Consider the following 18,861-nt stretch of genomic DNA (forward strand, 5'->3'; position numbering starts at 1 on the left):
AGTAGATTACAGATATAATTTGAAATACAATCATTGCAATCAATGTTTTCAAAACGATTTGCCCGAGGTTTAATTGAAAACACCTTTTATAATACCATGCAAATTGAACAATGCTAAGTGGTGTGATTATCAAAGATATCACTTGATAATCAATCGCAAATCCTATTACTAATGGAGTGAGTAGAAATGTCAAAATATTTATAAACCCAAATATGTAAATACAAAAGACCAGGTGTTCTGAAAAATTATATTTTCTAATATCAATGAAAACTAAATAGCCAGTGAGTGCATATGCGGGAATAAAAAATGTAGTAAATAACCCAATATAATCGTAGAAATAGCCAATGTATGTTTGCACCGATTCTGCATCTTTCAAATCACCAAAACCTAAGGTGTCCGGAGCAATATGTTTTAAAATAAAGATTTGTAAACCTATTAAGGTCAAACTAATCAGATAAAAGCTAGCTGGGTTGACATATTTTTTACGCTGTCCAGTAATGTAACCATGAATTACATCTTCTGGATATTTTAATAAGGCAATAAGTGTAACGAGAAGCACATTGTCCGTTCCTAGATATCGATTTGAAACTTCCGTCGCGATCCTTTTAGGCGTTAACCTATAATCCACCCATTTAGAGCCGCAATTAGAACAAAAGTTCTGTCTTGCATATAGCATTTTACTACAATTCTTACAGTGTCGTTCCATCAGGCAAGAAGTGATTTAATTTTTTTAACCAGCTCTTTAGTGTCTGAGTAGGTTTCAAAAGCTCCTTCTTGAACCAGTGATATTTGTCCTGTCTCTTCACTTACTATAATGGCAATAGCACTACTTCTTTCGGTTAGACCTAAAGCAGCTCGATGGCGCAACCCAAAGCGTTGAGGTATTTTTCTGTTTTCTGATAAAGGTAAAATTACTCTTGTAGCAGTTATTTTGTTCCCTTCCACAATCATGGCGCCGTCATGTAAGGTGCTGTTTTTATAGAAGATACTTTGAATGATAGAAGAGTTAACTAGAATATCCTGCTCATCACCAGTGTTCTTAATGAAATCTAGGGATCCGTCTCGTTTAATTCCTATGAGCGCTCCAGTTTTTGTGGCACTCATCTTTTTACAGGCTTTTACAATCTCATCCACTACGATGTCGTTAGTGTCTTTCTCTTCTTGAAAAATGCGCAATTGTTTTAAAAAACGTTTTCTAGAAGTGAATTGAGTAGAGCCCAGCATCAGCAAAAATCGCCTAATTTCTTGCTGAAACACTACAATAAGTGCAACTACACCAGCTCCTGTAACAGCGCCTAAAGCCTGACTCAGCATCTCCATTTTCATAAAAACGGTAAGCTGGTAAATAAGATAGATAATAAAAATACCTATAAAAATATTGAGAGCAGCAGTTCCTTTTACTAATCGGTACAGGTAAAAAACTACCGCAGCAACTAGTAAAATATCTATTAAATCAATTATTCTAAATCCAGGTAACTCCATGTAGTAAAAATAGAATTAATTTATCGTTAACTCGTTAAAGAGCTTGATAGTTTCCATTGCTTCTTTTACATCATGAACGCGCAAAATCTTTGCACCATTCATTAAACTCACCATGTTTAAAGCTGTGGTACCATTTAGCGCTTGTTGAGCAGTAGTATTTAAGGTTTTATAAATCATGGATTTACGAGAAACTCCTGCAAGAATAGGCACATTGTGAGCTTGTAGTAAATTAAGATTTGAGAGCAATTCAAAATTCTGTTCTCGAGTTTTTGCAAACCCAAATCCTGGATCAATAATAATATCATTGATTCCATAAGATCTTGCCGTAGCAATACGTTCAGAAAAGTAATAATTAATTTCTACGATCATATCATCATAATCGGTCATGGATTTCATGGTTTGCGGCGTGCCACGCATATGCATCATGATGTAAGGCACTTTAGCTTTACCTACCGTTTTTAGCATATATAGAGATAATTGACCAGCACTGATGTCATTCACGATGGTTGCACCGTGATTAAGAGCTTTTTTTATTACGCTTTCGCGAAAGCTGTCACAAGACAAACCTTTAATATTAAAACGGGCTGTAATCAAGTCAAGAACTGGAAGTACTCGAGAAAGCTCTTCACCTACTGAAATATCATCTCCATCTGGACGTGAACTGTAACCACCTACGTCTATAAAAGTAGCTCCGTCGTCCAGCATTTTCTCTACTTGTTGTAAAATAGCAGTATCATTTTTGAGCTTGCCACCATCATAAAAAGAGTCTGGAGTACAGTTGACAATGCCCATTACATGAGGCGTAGAAAGATCGATAAGTGTACCTGCGCAATTTATAGTCGACATGAAATATGGTTAATTGAGTTTTAAATGCGAAATTTACACAAAATTTGTACTACGCATGTCCCAAACAAGCCAGCAATACGATGCCGTAATTTCACAATGTCGTGATTTGTTTTCTAATAAAATGAAAGATTATGGTAGCGCATGGCGCATTTTAAGATTGCCATCACTTACTGATCAGATTTTTATAAAAGCCCAACGCATTAGAGGATTACAAACTCTTTCTGAATCTAAAGTAGATGAAGGACAAGAAAGTGAATTTATAGGAATTATCAATTATTCCATAATGGCGCTTATTCAACTAGATAAAGGTGTTGTAGAACAGCCAGATTTAACTCTAGAAGAATCTCTCGAGCAATATGATCATCATGTTGCTGTAACAAAACAGCTTATGATGGATAAAAACCACGATTATGGTGAGGCATGGAGAGATATGCGCGTAAGTTCTTTAACTGATTTGATCTTACAAAAATTACTAAGAGTAAAACAAATTGAAGATAATGAAGGAGCCACGCTAGTTTCTGAAGGAATCGATGCCAACTATCAGGATATGATTAATTATGCGGTGTTTGCGATGATTCATTTGAGCAAAGCTCAAATCTCGTAAAATTGCGGTAGCAATTTATACGTGATCTCATCCCGAAAACAAGTCTGAACCATCTTATAAGCGCTTCCATTTATACGCGTTCTAATCTTAGTAATATACAAACCGTTTTAATTTGTCATATCACTGCATAGCGGTGTCGGCTAATTCTATCATGATACTTTTAATAATTCTTCAAATCCCAGAGATTTTCTTCACTGGAGGAAATGTCCGCAAGGACAAAGTAGGCTGCGATTTCTTTTTTATCCAGAGATAATTCTTAGTGATTTTTTTTCAGACCAATAACAAAATTCTTTGTGTTAAGCATTTCATACTTCTCACAACTCTTTTCTATCTTTACCAATCATGAATTTCTCCTCAAAAATTTTAGAAGAAGCCGTTAATCAAGTATCGCAATTACCTGGAATAGGCAAACGCACCGCTTTACGACTGGTGTTGCATTTAATGCGACAGCCAGAGCAAAATACAGATTTGCTTAGTGATGCTTTATTAAAAATGCGTCATGATCTTAATTTTTGTAAAAATTGCCACAATGTAAGTGATGTAGAAATTTGTGAAATTTGCTCTAGTCTTAATCGCGATCAGTCCATTGTTTGTGTTGTAGAAGATATACGTGATGTCATGGCTATAGAAAATACGAGCCAATATCGAGGTCTCTACCATGTTTTGGGTGGAAAAATTAGCCCTATGGATGGAATAGGACCACAAGATCTAAAAGTAAGATCGCTAGTAGATCGTGTAAAAAATAAAGGTGTTACAGAGATTATTTTTGCTCTTAGTCCTACAATAGAAGGCGATACGACCAACTTCTATATTTTCAAACAGCTAGATGGACTAGAAGTCAACACATCTACCATCGCGAGAGGAATAGCCGTAGGAGACGAGCTGGAATTTGCCGATGAGGTAACACTGGGAAGAAGTATTTTACATCGTGTTCCTTATGAGAATTCTTTAAAGAGTTAGGGTATGAAAATTAATAATACTTTTTTGTGCGTATTTGCCATTTTATTGTTTTCTTGTAACTCATACCAAAATGAACTTGAAGCCGAAAAGATATCCAAAAAAGCCTTTGATGTTTATATGGATTTTAGTTTGGATAATGACGTAAGGCTAGATAGCGCTCTTTTACTATTTGATCAAGCATTAGAATTAGACGATCAAAATTTTACTGCACTTAATAATAAAATTGGAATTTACTCTGAAAAGAGAGATGTAAAAGGATTATTAGAGACAAACGCTAGATTAATAGAGATGTTTCCAGAAAGGCCTTTGTACAAAATTCAAAGAGGCTTATTTCTTTTAATAAATAAGGAAATTATCAAAGGTGAGGCTATTCTTGATCAAGCCTTAGTAGAGTATGAGTCACAGTTAAAAGGAGATATCAGTAACTTTGATTTCAATGTAGAGTATATATGGGCGTTATGTGCAAACGAAAAATATGATGCTGCTCAAGCTCATTTGAATCTTATGAAGAAGCACAGTTATCAAGATTTTCAACATTACATTTTAGATAACTTTGAAATACAAGAGCGCCATATGATTCCTATGTTAGATGCTCTTAAAGTTAAAGGTGACATTACTGTTGATTTTAAATGAAACTCTCCATCATCATACTCAACTATAACGCAGCAGCTTTTTTAGAGCTGTGCATTTATAGCGTTTTGAGAGCAACAAAAAATATAGATGTTGAAATCATTGTAGCTGATAACAATTCAACTGATTCCAGTCTACAAATGCTTCATTTTGTTTTCAAGGATCAAATAAAAGTCATTGCGCATGAAGAAAACTACGGTTTTTCTAAAGGAAATAATTTAGCTGTAGAACAAGCAAAAGGTGAGTTACTCTGCATATTAAATCCTGATACAATAGTAGGAGAAGAGGTGTTTGAAGAATGTATCGCTTTCGCGCGAGCGCAACCTATAATGGGGTTTTTAGGAGTTCAACTTATCGATGGAACAGGAAAATACTTGCCAGAAAGCAAACGACACATTCCTACGCCCAAGGTGGCCCGGCAAAAAATGCTAGGCAATGATCGCAACTATTATTACAATGAGGTAGGTCAAAACGATAGAGGCAAAGTAGATATACTTGTAGGTGCTTTTATGTTTTGTAAGAGAGAGGTTTATGAAGACTGTGGAGGTTTTGACGAGCGGTATTTTATGTACGGCGAGGACATCGATTTAAGTTACACGGCGATTCAAAAAGGCTACCAAAATTACTACCTAGGCGATCAAAAGGTCATCCATTTTAAAGGAGAAAGTACGGTAAAAGATAGAGTTTATCTCGAGCGCTTTTATGGTGCTATGGGATTATTCTACGAAAAGTATTTCAAACAATCTGCATTAGAGAAAAAAGCGATTGATTTGATGATTAAAGGAATGGTTGCTGTTAAATCAAAACAGAAGCAAGCAAACGAGGCGAAAGAACTCAATAATTTATATCTGGTTACTGAAGACATAAACTTGGAACTACCCATAAAAATGAAAAGAGTGAAGCATGCTGAGGTTTGGGATTGTCCTCTTGAAGATGCCACAATTTTGTGGGACTTAAAAACGCTCAAAATACAAGAAGTAATACGTTTTATGATTCAAACAGAAAATTTGAAACATAGATTCTTGTCTCCTAAAAGAGATTTTTATATAGGCAGTGATAGTAGTAATGGTCGTGGAGAAATAAAATATATGTGATAAAATGCAAGAATCGTTGCGATATTCATAACCGATTCTTAAAGTATTCCCATATCAGTGAATAATTCGCAATTGTAAAGTCTATAATTCTTACTTTTGCAAAATATTAGAAAACGTTATAGTACCTAAATAGTTATGGCAAAATTTGAACTTAAATTACCTAAAATGGGAGAATCGGTGGCAGAGGCTACCATTACTTCATGGCTTAAAAACGTAGGCGATACCATAGAAATGGATGAACCTGTGCTAGAAATCGCCACAGATAAGGTAGATAGTGAAGTGCCTAGCGAGGTAGATGGTAAGCTGGTTGAGATTTTATTTCAAGTAGACGATGTTGTGCAAGTAGGGCAAACTATAGCTATTATAGAAACTGAAGGTGAAGATAGTGGTGAAGCCGCTTCCGCGAAAGCAGAACAAACACCAGCTTCTTCTACTCCAGAAGTAAAAGCAGCAGCGAGCCAAGTAGAAAAAGAAATCAGCCAAGTCTCAGAAACGGTTAATTTTTCAGATAGTGATTCTTTTTATTCACCATTAGTTAAAAACATAGCCAAAGAAGAAAATATCTCTCTTGAAGAACTAGAGTCCATTTCTGGTTCTGGTAAAGATGGACGTGTTACTAAAGACGACATTTTAAAATATGTTGCAGACAAGAAGTCTGGAAAAGTTGCAACAGTTTCAAAACAGCCATCAACACCAGCAGCACCAGCGTCTCATTCTGCAGCGCCTAAGCAAGCTCCTGTAGCAGCACCAGTATCTGTAAATGGAGAAGATGAAATTATAGAAATGACTCGCATGGGCAAGCTGATTGCTCACCACATGGTAGCGTCAGTACAGACGAGTGCACACGTACAAAGTTTTATCGAGTGTGATGTAACAAACATCTGGAACTGGAGAAAAAAGCATAAAGACAGCTTCAAGCAAAGAGAAGGAGAGAACCTCACGTTCACACCTATATTCATGGAAGCGGTAGCTCAAGCATTGAAAGAATTCCCGATGATGAATATATCATTAGACGGTGATAGAATCATAAAGCGTAAAAATATCAACCTAGGAATGGCGGCAGCTCTTCCAGACGGTAATTTAATTGTTCCGGTAATTAAAAATGCAGATCAATTAAATCTGGTAGGTATGGCAAAGTCGGTAAATGATCTTGCAAATAGAGCTAGAAATGGTAAGTTAAAACCAGACGATACACAAGGTGGTACTTATACGGTAACTAACGTTGGTACATTTGGCTCTGTCCTTGGAACACCTATTATAAATCAGCCGCAAGTAGGTATTTTGGCTCTTGGAGCAATAAGAAAAGTTCCTGCTGTAGTAGAAACGCCAGAAGGTGACTTTATCGGCATCAGAATGAAAATGTTCTTATCGCATAGTTATGACCATAGAGTTGTAAATGGAGCACTAGGAGGACAGTTTGTTCAACGTGTTGCGCAACTACTGGAAGCATTTGATGTAAATCGCACGGTTTAGATTAAATTCATTAAAGCAATAAACCAAAGCCAGCTTGAAAGAGCTGGCTTTTTATATAACTTAAATAGTACCTTTGTCATATGGAAAAAGACCTCTACTTAGATCAAATCGATTATTTTAAAGGCGCAAGAGTGCTTCATTATTTTGAATTTGTAGAACCTATAGAAATCAAAGATGAAGAGTACTTTGATGTTCATGAGATTCATGCTATTGTGATATGTGATTATGAAGGTGAAGAGACCATGCTTTTTTATCTAGATGATGGCCTTGAAGTAACTTTAGAATATGAATTTCTTATCCCTAAACAAGCAAAAGAAAAAACGGCTGAGGATTTTCCAGGATTAGACATTCAATGGAAGAATAAATAAAAAACGCGAATTTGAACTGGAACTTGAATTTCTTCTAAAGGAGAAAATAAAAAATCCACAATTCAACATATTTGAATTGTGGATTTCTAGTTTTACCAATTACCAATTACCAATTACCAATTACCAACTACAACTACTTCAACTTCCTTTTTCTCTTACGTCTAGCCATGTAGTCTTTAACAGCTTTCTCAGTTGTAAACCAGACACGACCTTCTTTGTAAGCGTCTATTTTACCTTTTCGTGCTAGCAGGCTTACATATTCTTGACCGTAAGAAATGCTCGGCTCCTCAACAATGCTTGAAATAGGTGCGTAATCACCAGCAGTATCATCTAGATTACTTAAGTATATGTCTAGTGAGCGCAGGACTGCTCTCCCTACTAGAAAAAATAGCTTTTCATAGTTACCTTGATTAGCATCGTTAAGAGCTGTATAGTATTTTTTACGATCAACTTTTAATATAATGGCAGGAGGAAATCCTTCTCTTAAAAACAGCAAATTAAATGACAGTCTTGCCGTGCGACCATTTCCATCGAAAAATGGATGAATCCATACAAAACGGTGATGAAAAACAGCTGCTTTAATGATAGGATGCATTTCTAGCTCTTCTTCATTTACCCAAGTAATTAATTCTTCTAATAAATCAGGTACTTTTCTAGCGTTAGGTGGAACAAAGTTTGCACCACTTATTCTTACACCTGCATTGCGTATGCGACCAGCAAATTCTTTATCAATACGATCCATAACCAGTTCATGAACATTGAGAATATCTCTTTCTCGTAATATGTAATCTGGCTGGACTAATTGTTCTACATAATCTATAGCTTCATGATGATTAACTGCTTCAAAATATTCTTGCAAAGACTTGCCGCTTACGGTCAAGCCGTCTTCCAGAACCATTCTAGTTTCTTGTAAAGTCAACGTATTTCCTTCAATACTGTTAGAATTGTAAGTCCATTCTAGCGCTAGATTTTCTTGAATATTATGAACTACTGGACTAGGGAAAGGGCGATGTTGATCAAGACGTAATTTTTTCTCGTCTATCTTAACGAGTAAATCCATCATCTCATAGGTAACTCTTATATCTTTCCAGTTTTCCACCTTCAAATGTAATCATTTCTTTTTAATATCGGATAGGATAAAATTAAAATCATCCGATATTAAGGTAGTGCTTTTCATATCTTTTTGCGATTGCTACACTATCATGATAATTCAAAATGTGTGCTCGTGCAGCTTTGCCCGTAGAAATTATAACTTCTGGATGTTCTATTAAATAAGATAATTTCTTTACCAAATAATCAACATCTGGCCGTGCATCTATTACTGGAACTGTATCTAAATTGTGAGCTTTTAAGTATACAGCACTTCCTCCAGAAAATACAACTTTGCCTTGCGCCATAGCTTCTAGAGCATTGTATCCTTGATCATAGCATAACACTTGGTCTAATAAAATATGTGCTTTTTTATATGATGATATATATTCATGATAAGGCAAACTTTCAGCAACAGTTATTTGAACTTTCTTACCATATTTATTTTGAATAATTTCTAATGCTTGTTCAAAATAATAGATGCCTTTTTTCCAGTAATTCCCACGATTGATTCCTAAGAAAATCTCTATAGTGTTTAAATTCTCATTTAAACTAAGCTCAAATTTAGAACAATTAATAGCTGCTGGAATAATCTGCGTAGCTTTAGGCTGGTTCCATAAAGCCATAGAATAATCTACGTTACTAGGTATGACGCACAATGACTCATCGACTAGGTGTAAATAATTATTCTTATAGCCTTTACCTAAATATTTGTACGTGTGAAATAACTGCTTCTTCTGAGATTCACCCATTGTTGTAGCGTCTAGAATACTGTAACCGTCATGTTCTTCAGTCAGATATTTAGAGTATTCATAATCATCACCGCAAGCAATAAGTATTGACTTTTTGTTATGAAGCAGTAGAAAATCTATCATGATACGTTCTACATCTGGCTCACAATCAAACGCGTTAGAGTTTATAAATTGAACGATGTCGTAGTTTTTTAATTTGTTCTCGCTTTCGCGAAAGCGTGCCAACTTCAATCGATCTTCTAAGTTATTACCTGTGAGTTTCCACCAGGCTACTTTTATTTTATGTAAAAACCAATTGCGCTCAAAGAAAGAGCTGCCTACTTCTATATCGACAGGAAAACGCTTGAACCCATCTCCATCGCCTACTATAGTAACCTCGTGACCGAGCTGGACAAGGCCATGTTTTAAGGAATTATGAAAACCACTGTATTCACCTACTAGCAATATGCGCATATAGAAGTATCTTTGATGTAAAGATAAGGAGTTGAGTACTTACAGAAATACAGATTTAGAAATTCTAATTGCGACTATGAACCGCAATGATTTGTCTTTCCTAGAAGAGATGTTTCAAAAAAAAGTAAATCAGATTAAGGAGTCTGTTCTTATCGTTAACCAGTCTTTAGAGAATGTGCTGTATTCTGATTACGAAAATATAAGAGTCATTAATAGTAAAGAGTTTGGTTTAAGTAAGAGTAGGAACCTCGCTATTGAGCATAGCAATAAAGAACTATGCTGGATTCTAGATGACGATTGTATTGTACTGCCAGATGCTGTAGAGACTATTGTAAATGCTCATAATAAAAACGATTTTACTATACTTACATTTAGGACAAAAACTCCTGCAGGGACAGCATTTTACGATTATGAATGTGAATTTCGGTTGTTAGATAGAAAAGAGATTGTACCTATCTTATCGCCAGAGATTACATTTAAGAGGAAAGAAATCCTATCTGCAGATTTGAAATATAATATCAGGTTCGGTCTCGGAGCTCAATTTCAAGATTCAGAAAATTTTGTTTTTCTTGATGACGCTTTATCAAAACAATTAGAAATAGGTTATGTACCTAATTTTATTGTACAACATGAATCTAGAACCAGTAGTGATGATGTGTCTTCTAATCGAGTTATCTATGCGCGAGGCGCACTAGCAGGAAGAGATAATATAGTTACAGCTGTTTTCTATCAATTTAAGTATATATTCTTTTTGTGGAGGAAAGGATACGTAAGGAGCTTTCCTAAATTGTCGGAAAAGTTTAAAGTTTTTGAACATGGTGCTAATGATTACTTAAGTGGTTTTGAAGGACATCGTATAAATCACCCAAAACAATAGTATCTTTGAGTTAATGAATTATAAAATAATAGACATTCCTAAAATTACAGATCCTCGAGGGAATCTTGCGGTGCTGGAAAAAGACACTATTCCTTATAAAATAGAACGTGTCTATTATTTATATGACGTACCTAGTGATTCTTACCGTGGTGGTCATGCGCATAAAGAATGTCTTGAGTTACTCATAGCTGTCTCTGGAAGCTTTACAGTTGAGTTAGATAACGGTGACCATAGGGTAAAAGTAACTTTAAATAAACCCAATAAAGGATTGTTAATTCCTACTATGATATGGAGAGAGTTGTCAGACTTTTCAAGTGGTGCCATATGTCTAGTACTAGCGTCACATGAATTTGATGAAGAAGACTATATTAGAGACAAAGAGATCTATAACTTAATTACCAGTTCTGAAGTTTAAACCTAGGTTACCTAGAATCTCCTGTGTTTTTTTTAAAGATTTAAGCTTTAAGGAGCTCATTTTTAAAAGAGATTGTTGAGTAATACTTAGGTTCTTAGAGTTAATTTGCTGCTGGTAAAAACTTGCCATTTTAATATTGTTATCCATCCGGTAGGCTATAGCTAGAGAAAATCTATTTAAGTCTAAGTATTTTTCAAGGCCTTTATGGTTTTTAGTTTTTGCTTGATAGATAGTAAAATCTGGTAGCTCTCTATCGTTCATTTTTATTTGGTCAGATCTATTTCCTGCTGCTTCATCAATAGTAGTAGTAGTTGTAAAGCTAAATGCTGTGGAGGTATTCATGCCTATTCTTATGAACCAGTCTATATCTTCATAATGTGTAATCTTTTCTGCAAAGTAACCTACGTTTTTAATCGCGCTGATTCTTATCATTACATTAGAGCAATTCAGCACGCTGTTCAGGTAATTATGCTCAAAAAAGTGCTCTAATAGTTGATCACTTTGATCCTTAAAATTACTGAATTTAGTCCGCAGGGTTTTGCGAGATCGTTTTAACCTATAATTAGCTCCAGCCACTTCAGCTTCTGGAAACTTATCAAACAGAGAAATCAATACGTTAAGATGGTTAGTGTCCCAGTAATCATCTGCATCTAGAAATGCAATAGCATCATATTTTTTATCAAGTGCAAACTTCATTGCTCTATTGCGCGTTGCACTTACTCCTTGATTTTCTTGAGATAATATGATTACTTGATCACTTTCAACAGGTTTAACAACATTAAAGCTGTCATCTGTAGAGCCATCATCTATAATTAAAATATCATAATAAGCTGCGTCTTGATGCAGTACACTATTAATTGCTCGCTCTATGGTAGCGGCTTTGTTATATAGCGGTATGTGGACTAAAATCTTAATAATGCATTGATTTTAAAATCAGTTCAGCTCCATTTTCATTAGAAAAATCTTCACATACCTTTATTCTTTCGTGTCGCATTTCTTCCGTAAAAGGTTGCTTCATTAATGTTTTGATAGCTTTAATCCATGCCGCTTGTGAGCCAGCAATAGTAACATGTTGAGCTATTGATTTTTCAGTTGCCATCTTTTTATTTGCGATAACGTGTCTACCAGAAAACAAGGCTTTGAGCAGTTTTAATTTTAAACCGCTTTTCTGAGACGCATGCATAAGATGAATGTGAGCATTTAAAATCAACTCGTTAAGCTCTTCCCAACTAGGATTGCTTATCAGAGTAACGTGTTTCTTTTTAGAACATATCTTTTTAAGTTCAAAGGAAGGATCTTTTCCAGCGATAATCAACGGATGATCTATTTCAGAAAATATATGCTCTACTAGGTATTTGGCGCTGTGATCGTTTTCACTAACGTTCAAGCTGCCGTGAAATAAACAATAATCTCCTTCACCTTTTTGGCTTGAAACGTTGTCATCTGTATGAAAGGCGTTGATTTTAATTACTTCTACATCTCTAAAATTATTTTCAAAGTACAATTGATCGTCGTCTGATATAGTAAATAGTGTTTGAGCATTTTTAAGGATAGGCTCATACTTTCTTAATAGTTCACTCTCTTTTTTAAAATAAATCTTTTTTACTCTTGTACTATGTTGCGCTAGTTTTTCATAATATTCATGTTCTATATTATGACAACGCACCATTTTATGACGATCTTTTAACGATTCATTATCAAGATAGTAACATGTGTGCAAGCCTTCAAATAAAATAGGAGCAGTATCTTGTTGCAATCGTTCTAGCAATAATTTATCTCTCCTAGAATAAACGATATAAGGTAAAGTAGCAGATATCCCATAGAAACCTATCTTGCGCTCATAATAAAATACTTGTTTGCAATATTGTTCTAATATATCTTGAGGTACTCTGTCTCCATATTGCCAGCAATGGAGTGTAATTTGAACACCTTTTTCATGTAACGATTTTATTTTATGAAAAACATCGATAACACCTCCATAATTTACTGGATATGGGATATCAAAAGATATTATGTGTAATTCTCGGTTCAAACTGCTTTTTGTACTACCTCAAAGATTTCACCATCATCGCACTTTAATGTTTTAGATGGGTATTTAAGAATCAACGCATAATCATGAGTAGCCATTAAAATGGTATTACCGTTTTTATTTATTTGCTGCAAGACTTCCATGATTTCAACGCTAGTTTGTGGATCAAGGTTACCAGTAGGCTCATCGGCAATAATTAATTCAGGCTCGTTAAGTAAAGCTCTGGCAATCGCAATGCGTTGTTGCTCACCACCAGAGAGCTCATGAGGATACTTAAAACCTTTGGTTTTCATTCCTACTTTATCAAGTACTTCTTCTATGCGCGTCATCATTTCCTTTTTACCTTTCCAGCCGGTTGCTTTGAGAACAAATTTTAAATTATCATTGATCGTACGATCAGTCAATAATTTAAAATCTTGAAAAACGACGCCTAGCTTGCGTCTTAGGTAAGGGATCTCTTTTTCGCGCAAGCGAGATAAATCAAAGTCTACAATGGTTCCTTCTCCCTTTTTTAAAGGTATGTCGCCATATAAAGTTTTCATTAAAGAACTTTTACCACTTCCTGTTTTACCTATCAAATAGACAAATTCTCCTTTGCCTATTTCAAGATTGACATTTTTTAAGATCAGGTTATCTTTCTGGAAGACATCTACTTTACTTAAGGATAAAACGTTATCAGACATAAAAACTATAATTTCTTGTAAAGTTAACTAAGATGTGGATAAGATTATGAATAATTAATAAGGTTTTAAAGCGTTCTACCTACGGAAATCATAATTTTACTTTACAATTAGAATCTTTTCAATTATGCAAAAATTAGCCCTGATGCTGTTATGCTTTATGATGGTTACTGCCACATATGCACAGCAATCTAAAATTGCTACAGATGATCTAGCGACTTACAATCAAGCTATAGATCTATATCAAGAAGACCAGTACCTTGCCTCACAGAGATTATTTGAGAAAGTGCTTGAAACTGTAGATGATGAAGTTATAAGAGGAAACGCTTCCTACTATATCGCAAATTGTGCAGTACGACTTAATCAACGTAATTCTGACCAATTGATCGAGAAGTTTGTTGAAGAATACCCTACCTCTATTAAAAAGAATTCGGCAATAATTGATGTGGCAGACTATTATTTTGATAATGGTAATTATAGAAAAGCAGCAACATGGTATCAAAGAGTTGATAAAAGTACGCTTTCGCGAAAGCAAATTAACCGCTATTACTTCAACACTGGTTACACTCTTGTGCAAGCCAAAAAGTTCGATGATGCAAAACCTTTCCTTAATCGCGTTAGTGATGATCAAGAATATGGAAGTAAAGCTAAATATTATCTCGGTTACATCGCTTATGAAAATGACGAAGTAGAAACAGCTACAGAATTGTTTGATCAAGTAGGTGAATCTCCAGAAGATGATGAAAAACTTTCTTACTATAAAGCAGACTTGAATTATAAATCTGGAAAGTTTGATGAAGCGATTAAGCTAGCTAAAGAACAACTTCCTAAATCTAACAGAAGAGAAAAATCTCAACTGAATCGTATTATAGGACAGTCCTTATTTAATCAAGAAAAATATGACGAGGCACTACCATACTTACAAAAGTATGAAGGTACTCGTGGTAAGTGGAATAATAATGATTATTACCAGCTAGGTTATGCTTACTACAAACAAGGTGATTTTGAAAAAGCGGTAGAAACCTTCAATAAAATAATCGACGGTGCAAACGCCACAGCACAGAATGCTTATTACCACTTGGGTCAAAGTTACATCAAACTAGATCGTAATGAAGATGCTCTCAATGCATTTAAAAAAGCTAGCGAGATGGACCTCGATCCTCAAATTTCTGAAGATGCGTCCTATAACTATGCAAAATTAAGTTACGAGAATGGAAACCCTTATGACAGTGTTCCAGCGGTAATTCTAGCTTACTTAGAAAAATATCCGGAATCAGATAAGCAAAGTGAAATGAACGAATTTCTAATCGATTCTTACTTTTCTTCAAAGAATTATAAAGAGGCGCTTCGATTGCTTGAAGATGGAAGAATCAAAGGAAATGAAGCTGTATATGGAAAAGTAGCTTTATACTATGGATTGAATTTATTTACATCAGGTGAATATCAAGATGCCTTAGAAAATCTCGATAAAGCGGTTAAATATATTGTTGATCCAGAATTAAAGAAAAAAACAATCTTCTGGAAAGCAGAAACGATGTACCAGCTTAATAACTTCACTGGAGCTTACGAGAATTTCAAAAAGGCTAAGGCGATTTCTACTGCTATTGAAGAAGATGAACTTTATAACTATGACATGGGTTATACACAGTTTAAGCTTAAGAAATATGACGAAGCTATAAAATCATTTACTGCTTTTACTAAGCAATCTGGTGCAAATAATGATCGAGTGAGACTTAACGATGCTTATTTAAGAATAGGAGATGCAAACTTTGTTACTAAGCAATACTGGCCAGGAATGGAAGCTTATAATAAAGCGATAGAACTCAATGGTTTTAATTCAGATTATGCTGCTTTTCAAAAGGCGATTTCTTATGGATTTGTACAGAAGAATGACCGCAAAATTGAAGACCTAGAAGCATTTATTAAAAGATTCAAGACTTCTAAATATATTGATGACGTGATTTATGAATTAGGTAATACCTATATAAATACTAATCAAGTGGCTGCTGGTATTAGAACTTACGATAAGTTAATTTCTGGATATCCTAATAGTATTTATACATCACAAGCCATGATGCGTAAAGGGTTGCAATTATACAACGATGGAAATCTTGACCAGTCCTTAATTGTTTTCAAACAAGTTGCCGAAAAGTATGCTGGAACACCTCAAGCGGTTCAAGCTATAAGCAGCGCGAGACAAGTTTACATTGATAAAGGTAATACTAATGATTACGCAGTTTGGGTGCGAAGTCTCGATGGAGTAGAAGTTACCGATAACGAGTTAGATGATACGGCCTATGAAAGTGCAGAGCAGCCTTTTATCAAAGGAGACATGAACGGCACCGCTCGAGAAATGAAAAAGTATTTGAATCAATTTCCTAATGGAAAGCACGCTCTCAAAGCTCATTTCTACCTTGCACAAGCTCAGTTTTCTGAAAATAAAAAAGCAGAAAGTGTCCCAAATTACGAATATGTAGTTAGCAAAGAAAGAAGCGAGTTTACAGAGCAAGCATTGGCGCGATTGAGTGAGATTCATTTAACTACAAAGGATTATGACAAAGCCATTCCAGTTTTAAAAGAACTAGAACAACTGGCAGACTTTCCTCAAAATGTTATTTATGCTCAGTCTAACTTAATGAAAGCTTACTATGAGACAGAAAAGTATGCGGAGGCTGTAAAGTATGCAAACAAAGTTCTAGCCGATACCAGCATCGAGAACAATGTAAAATCTGATGCAGAAATCATTATTGCTCGTTCCTCATGGAAACAAGGTAATGAGACGGCAGCTAAAACGGCTTATGAGAAAGTACGAGAGACAGCAACAGGTAGCCTTGCCGCTGAGGCCACTTACTATAAAGCTTATTTTGAGAACAAAGAAGGTGATCACGATGCTGTAATCACTACAGTAAATGGATTGAGTAAAAATTACGGTGGCTATAAATTATGGAGTGCAAAAGGTCTCGTAGTAATGGCAAAAAGTTACTACGCCTTAGATCAAACTTTGAATGCTACTACGATTCTAGATGCAGTAATCGCAAACTTTACTCAATATCCAGAAGTGGTTACTACTGCAAAAAATGAGCTTGCCAAAATTAAAACTGAGGTAGCAAAAACAAACTCATCTGTCGTACCGACAAATCAAAACTAAGTTGATCATGAATTTCAATATAAAAAACATAGTTATTGCGGCCATTGCATTGAGTGCAACAGTTGCCTTAGGACAAACTCCAGAAGAAGAGGAAGAACGATTAAATGGTGGTACTATTACAGTTGTTAAACCTTATGATCCTTCCATAAGTGATGCTTTTAAAGTAAAAAGTAATCCTACTTTTAACGATACAACAAAGGTGAAAAAGAAACCAGTAACTTACAGTATATTTTCTGTTCCTGTAGCTAGTACTTTTACACCTACTAAAGCTGGTCTATCTAGATTAAAACCTACACAAAGAGCTAAATATTATAAAAATTATGCGCGGTTAGGTCTAGGAAATTATATTAATGTCTTGGGTGAACTGGCAATGAATTTTGAAGTAGATCGAGATAGTGATGTAGGTGTATTTTTTAATCATAACTCTTCACAAGGTGGAATTGATGAGGTTGTTGCAGACGATGCATTTTCTGATACTTCTCTAGATATCTCTTACGGTAAAAGGTCTAGTGATTTTAATTGGGGTATTACAGCTGGAGCTAGACATCAAGCAGCAAACTGGTATGGTGCTTTTGAAAACACACCTAATCCTCTTACCGAAGATAGTGATGTGTCATTTAATTACCTCTCATACGCTCTCGGTGGTAAGGCGACTTTTTTTGACGGTGTTTTTAAAAATGTAGAACTCAACTTTACAGGAACTACATCCAGTAACGACGCCAGCGAGATACGTTTTAATGCCACGCCGCAATTAGGTTTTGACATTATGGGGACTGAAGTAGCTTTAGGTGCTGAGGTAGATTATTTAAGCGGTAGTTTTGATACCCAAGGATTACTTCCTGCTCAAGAAGAATATACATACTTAAAAGCAGGACTGAGTCCAGCGATAAATCTTTATGGAGATAATTTTAAAGTAAAGCTAGGAGCTCAAGTGAACTACCTTAATAACAGTGAAGCTTCAGAAAGTGATGTATTTGTTTATCCAGATGTAGTAGCAAGTTATATACTCGTAGAAGAAACCCTTATTCCTTATGCAACTATAGGCGGTGGACTGGATATGAATTCGCTTCAACAGTTTGCTAGTGATAATGTATTCCTTGCTCCAGCAATAAATGTAATCCCGACTAATAGAATTGTAGATGCTCAATTAGGGTTTAAAGGAAAACTTTCTGAAAGCTTGGGTTATCGATTATTTGGTGGTTATAAAATTGAGGAAAATAGATCCTTCTACAATAAAGATACAGGAGCTTCATTTACTGTAGGAGATGTACAACCATACCACTCAGGAAACGTATTTTATACGCAATACGGTGATTTAAATACTATTGAATACGGTGCGTCTTTAAGTTTTGATGTGAATACGGCGTTTAATTTAACGCTTAATGCAAATGGTTACAGCTATGACGTAGAAAACGGAGATGTATTCTTAAACACCGCTTCTCACTTACCAGAATTCACTGCAGATCTTAATGGAAACTACGAGATCAATGAAAAGTGGAATATAGGTACCACTCTATATTTTGTAGGTGAAAGAGAAACTTTCAGATTTGGTACAGGTGTAGAAAATTTAGATAGCTTTTTAGATCTCAATATAGATGTGAATTACAAAATCAATCCTAAATTGACTGCTTTTTTAAGAGGTCAAAATCTTACTGGAGGCAACTATGAGTATTATCTAGACTATCCAGTTCAGGACCTACAAATAATGGGTGGTGCCGTGTATAAATTTGACTTGTAGAAATAGTTAGATAATAGTTCCGCTTTCGCGAAAGCGAGATCTCTACAAACACTTTCCTTAATAAGAAAGTAAAAAACTCACTCTTTAATTAGTGTGAGTTTTTTGTTTTTAAAGATTTAATAGCTAATTATTCGTTTTTTTAGTCTGTAATATATTCTTGATTTAGAAAGGAAACCTCATTTTCCTTGACTTATTTCTTGAATTTTCCCCTTATTTTTATCTC

Annotated in this window: 18 protein-coding genes; 10 read left to right on the top strand and 8 right to left on the bottom strand. The window is 35.1% G+C overall.

Going from position 1 to position 18,861, the window contains the following annotated elements; genetic code table 11:
- The 3 genes from A9Q93_RS07980 to folP form a co-directional block, all read right to left on the bottom strand.
- Positions 1-706: DUF3667 domain-containing protein (locus A9Q93_RS07980; protein ID WP_303686863.1), on the bottom strand; the 706-nt coding region annotated here is incomplete at its 3' end.
- Entirely contained in the window at positions 706-1,482 is a 777-nt protein-coding gene (cdaA, locus tag A9Q93_RS07985; protein WP_015361084.1) for a diadenylate cyclase CdaA, read from the bottom strand. The genes cdaA and A9Q93_RS07980, both read right to left, overlap by 1 nt.
- A gap of 15 nt (positions 1,483-1,497) precedes the next feature.
- Positions 1,498-2,328 (bottom strand): dihydropteroate synthase, encoded by an 831-nt coding sequence (folP, locus tag A9Q93_RS07990; RefSeq protein WP_303686864.1) that lies wholly within the window; start codon positions 2,326-2,328, stop codon positions 1,498-1,500.
- A gap of 55 nt (positions 2,329-2,383) precedes the next feature.
- On the opposite strand from folP, the gene A9Q93_RS07995 reads away from it, so the two are divergent.
- From A9Q93_RS07995 to A9Q93_RS08020, 6 genes are all read left to right on the top strand, one after another.
- On the top strand, positions 2,384-2,932 hold the full coding sequence (locus A9Q93_RS07995) for a DUF1599 domain-containing protein (RefSeq protein WP_303686865.1): 549 nt from the start codon (positions 2,384-2,386) through the stop codon (positions 2,930-2,932).
- 342 nt (positions 2,933-3,274) lie between these two features.
- Entirely contained in the window at positions 3,275-3,892 is a 618-nt protein-coding gene (gene recR / locus A9Q93_RS08000; protein ID WP_015361081.1) for a recombination mediator RecR, read from the top strand.
- Between the two features lie 3 nt (positions 3,893-3,895).
- Positions 3,896-4,525: a M48 family metallopeptidase gene (locus A9Q93_RS08005; RefSeq protein ID WP_303686866.1), complete on the top strand. Its 630-nt coding sequence runs from the start codon at positions 3,896-3,898 to the stop codon at positions 4,523-4,525.
- A complete protein-coding gene (locus A9Q93_RS08010) occupies positions 4,522-5,616 on the top strand; it encodes a glycosyltransferase family 2 protein (protein ID WP_303686867.1) in 1,095 nt (364 codons plus the stop codon). Before A9Q93_RS08005 ends, A9Q93_RS08010 begins: the two co-directional genes overlap by 4 nt.
- Positions 5,617-5,751: 135 nt before the next feature.
- Positions 5,752-7,089: a dihydrolipoamide acetyltransferase family protein gene (locus A9Q93_RS08015; RefSeq protein ID WP_303686868.1), complete on the top strand. Its 1,338-nt coding sequence runs from the start codon at positions 5,752-5,754 to the stop codon at positions 7,087-7,089.
- A gap of 80 nt (positions 7,090-7,169) precedes the next feature.
- On the top strand, positions 7,170-7,457 hold the full coding sequence (locus A9Q93_RS08020; RefSeq protein ID WP_015361077.1) for a hypothetical protein: 288 nt from the start codon (positions 7,170-7,172) through the stop codon (positions 7,455-7,457).
- 133 nt (positions 7,458-7,590) lie between these two features.
- Here A9Q93_RS08020 and A9Q93_RS08025 read toward each other — a convergent pair whose 3' ends face one another.
- Positions 7,591-8,556 carry a Fic family protein gene (locus A9Q93_RS08025; protein WP_369674702.1) on the bottom strand — a complete coding sequence of 322 codons (966 nt, stop codon included), beginning with the start codon at positions 8,554-8,556 and terminating at the stop codon, positions 7,591-7,593.
- Positions 8,557-8,605: 49 nt separating this feature from the next.
- Positions 8,606-9,751, bottom strand: coding sequence for a glycosyltransferase (locus tag A9Q93_RS08030; protein ID WP_303686870.1), 1,146 nt, complete (start codon positions 9,749-9,751; stop codon positions 8,606-8,608).
- A gap of 31 nt (positions 9,752-9,782) precedes the next feature.
- On the opposite strand from A9Q93_RS08030, the gene A9Q93_RS08035 reads away from it, so the two are divergent.
- Both A9Q93_RS08035 and A9Q93_RS08040 read left to right on the top strand, forming a co-directional pair.
- Positions 9,783-10,628: a glycosyltransferase family A protein gene (locus tag A9Q93_RS08035; protein WP_303686871.1), complete on the top strand. Its 846-nt coding sequence runs from the start codon at positions 9,783-9,785 to the stop codon at positions 10,626-10,628.
- 13 nt (positions 10,629-10,641) lie between these two features.
- Positions 10,642-11,043, top strand: a complete 402-nt coding sequence (locus A9Q93_RS08040; RefSeq protein WP_303686872.1) for an FdtA/QdtA family cupin domain-containing protein — start codon at positions 10,642-10,644, stop codon at positions 11,041-11,043.
- Here A9Q93_RS08040 and A9Q93_RS08045 read toward each other — a convergent pair.
- From A9Q93_RS08045 to A9Q93_RS08055, 3 genes are read right to left on the bottom strand one after another with little or no spacing between them, the layout of a single operon-like run.
- Entirely contained in the window at positions 11,020-11,961 is a 942-nt protein-coding gene (locus A9Q93_RS08045; protein WP_369674703.1) for a glycosyltransferase family 2 protein, read from the bottom strand. The genes A9Q93_RS08040 and A9Q93_RS08045 overlap by 24 nt on opposite strands.
- On the bottom strand, positions 11,954-13,075 hold the full coding sequence (locus A9Q93_RS08050) for a glycosyltransferase (RefSeq protein WP_303686873.1): 1,122 nt from the start codon (positions 13,073-13,075) through the stop codon (positions 11,954-11,956). The genes A9Q93_RS08045 and A9Q93_RS08050 overlap by 8 nt, the downstream gene beginning before the upstream one ends.
- Positions 13,072-13,755: a cell division ATP-binding protein FtsE gene (locus A9Q93_RS08055; RefSeq protein ID WP_303686874.1), complete on the bottom strand. Its 684-nt coding sequence runs from the start codon at positions 13,753-13,755 to the stop codon at positions 13,072-13,074. The genes A9Q93_RS08050 and A9Q93_RS08055 overlap by 4 nt, the downstream gene beginning before the upstream one ends.
- Positions 13,756-13,879: 124 nt before the next feature.
- Here A9Q93_RS08055 and A9Q93_RS08060 point away from each other — a divergent pair, with 124 nt between their 5' ends.
- Entirely contained in the window at positions 13,880-16,900 is a 3,021-nt protein-coding gene (locus A9Q93_RS08060; RefSeq protein WP_303686875.1) for a tetratricopeptide repeat protein, read from the top strand.
- Positions 16,901-16,907: 7 nt separating this feature from the next.
- Positions 16,908-18,638: a TonB-dependent receptor gene (locus A9Q93_RS08065; protein ID WP_303686876.1), complete on the top strand. Its 1,731-nt coding sequence runs from the start codon at positions 16,908-16,910 to the stop codon at positions 18,636-18,638.
- The last annotated feature ends 223 nt before the right edge of the window (positions 18,639-18,861 follow it).

It is taken from the genome of Nonlabens dokdonensis, assembly GCF_002162835.1.
In the GTDB taxonomy this organism is placed as follows: domain Bacteria; phylum Bacteroidota; class Bacteroidia; order Flavobacteriales; family Flavobacteriaceae; genus Nonlabens; species Nonlabens dokdonensis_B.

Excerpts from the sequence above, each read along its gene's own strand:
- recR (WP_015361081.1), top strand. The coding sequence starts at position 3,275 with ATGAATTTCTCCTCAAAAATTTTAGAAGAAGCCGTTAATCAAGTATCG.
- A9Q93_RS07995 (WP_303686865.1), top strand. The coding sequence starts at position 2,384 with ATGTCCCAAACAAGCCAGCAATACGATGCCGTAATTTCACAATGTCGT.
- cdaA (WP_015361084.1), bottom strand. The coding sequence starts at position 1,482 with ATGGAGTTACCTGGATTTAGAATAATTGATTTAATAGATATTTTACTA.
- A9Q93_RS08065 (WP_303686876.1), top strand. The coding sequence starts at position 16,908 with ATGAATTTCAATATAAAAAACATAGTTATTGCGGCCATTGCATTGAGT.
- A9Q93_RS08020 (WP_015361077.1), top strand. The coding sequence starts at position 7,170 with ATGGAAAAAGACCTCTACTTAGATCAAATCGATTATTTTAAAGGCGCA.
- A9Q93_RS08055 (WP_303686874.1), bottom strand. The coding sequence starts at position 13,755 with ATGTCTGATAACGTTTTATCCTTAAGTAAAGTAGATGTCTTCCAGAAA.
- folP (WP_303686864.1), bottom strand. The coding sequence starts at position 2,328 with ATGTCGACTATAAATTGCGCAGGTACACTTATCGATCTTTCTACGCCT.
- A9Q93_RS08060 (WP_303686875.1), top strand. The coding sequence starts at position 13,880 with ATGCAAAAATTAGCCCTGATGCTGTTATGCTTTATGATGGTTACTGCC.
- A9Q93_RS08040 (WP_303686872.1), top strand. The coding sequence starts at position 10,642 with ATGAATTATAAAATAATAGACATTCCTAAAATTACAGATCCTCGAGGG.
- A9Q93_RS08030 (WP_303686870.1), bottom strand. The coding sequence starts at position 9,751 with ATGCGCATATTGCTAGTAGGTGAATACAGTGGTTTTCATAATTCCTTA.
- A9Q93_RS08010 (WP_303686867.1), top strand. The coding sequence starts at position 4,522 with ATGAAACTCTCCATCATCATACTCAACTATAACGCAGCAGCTTTTTTA.
- A9Q93_RS08015 (WP_303686868.1), top strand. The coding sequence starts at position 5,752 with ATGGCAAAATTTGAACTTAAATTACCTAAAATGGGAGAATCGGTGGCA.
- A9Q93_RS08005 (WP_303686866.1), top strand. The coding sequence starts at position 3,896 with ATGAAAATTAATAATACTTTTTTGTGCGTATTTGCCATTTTATTGTTT.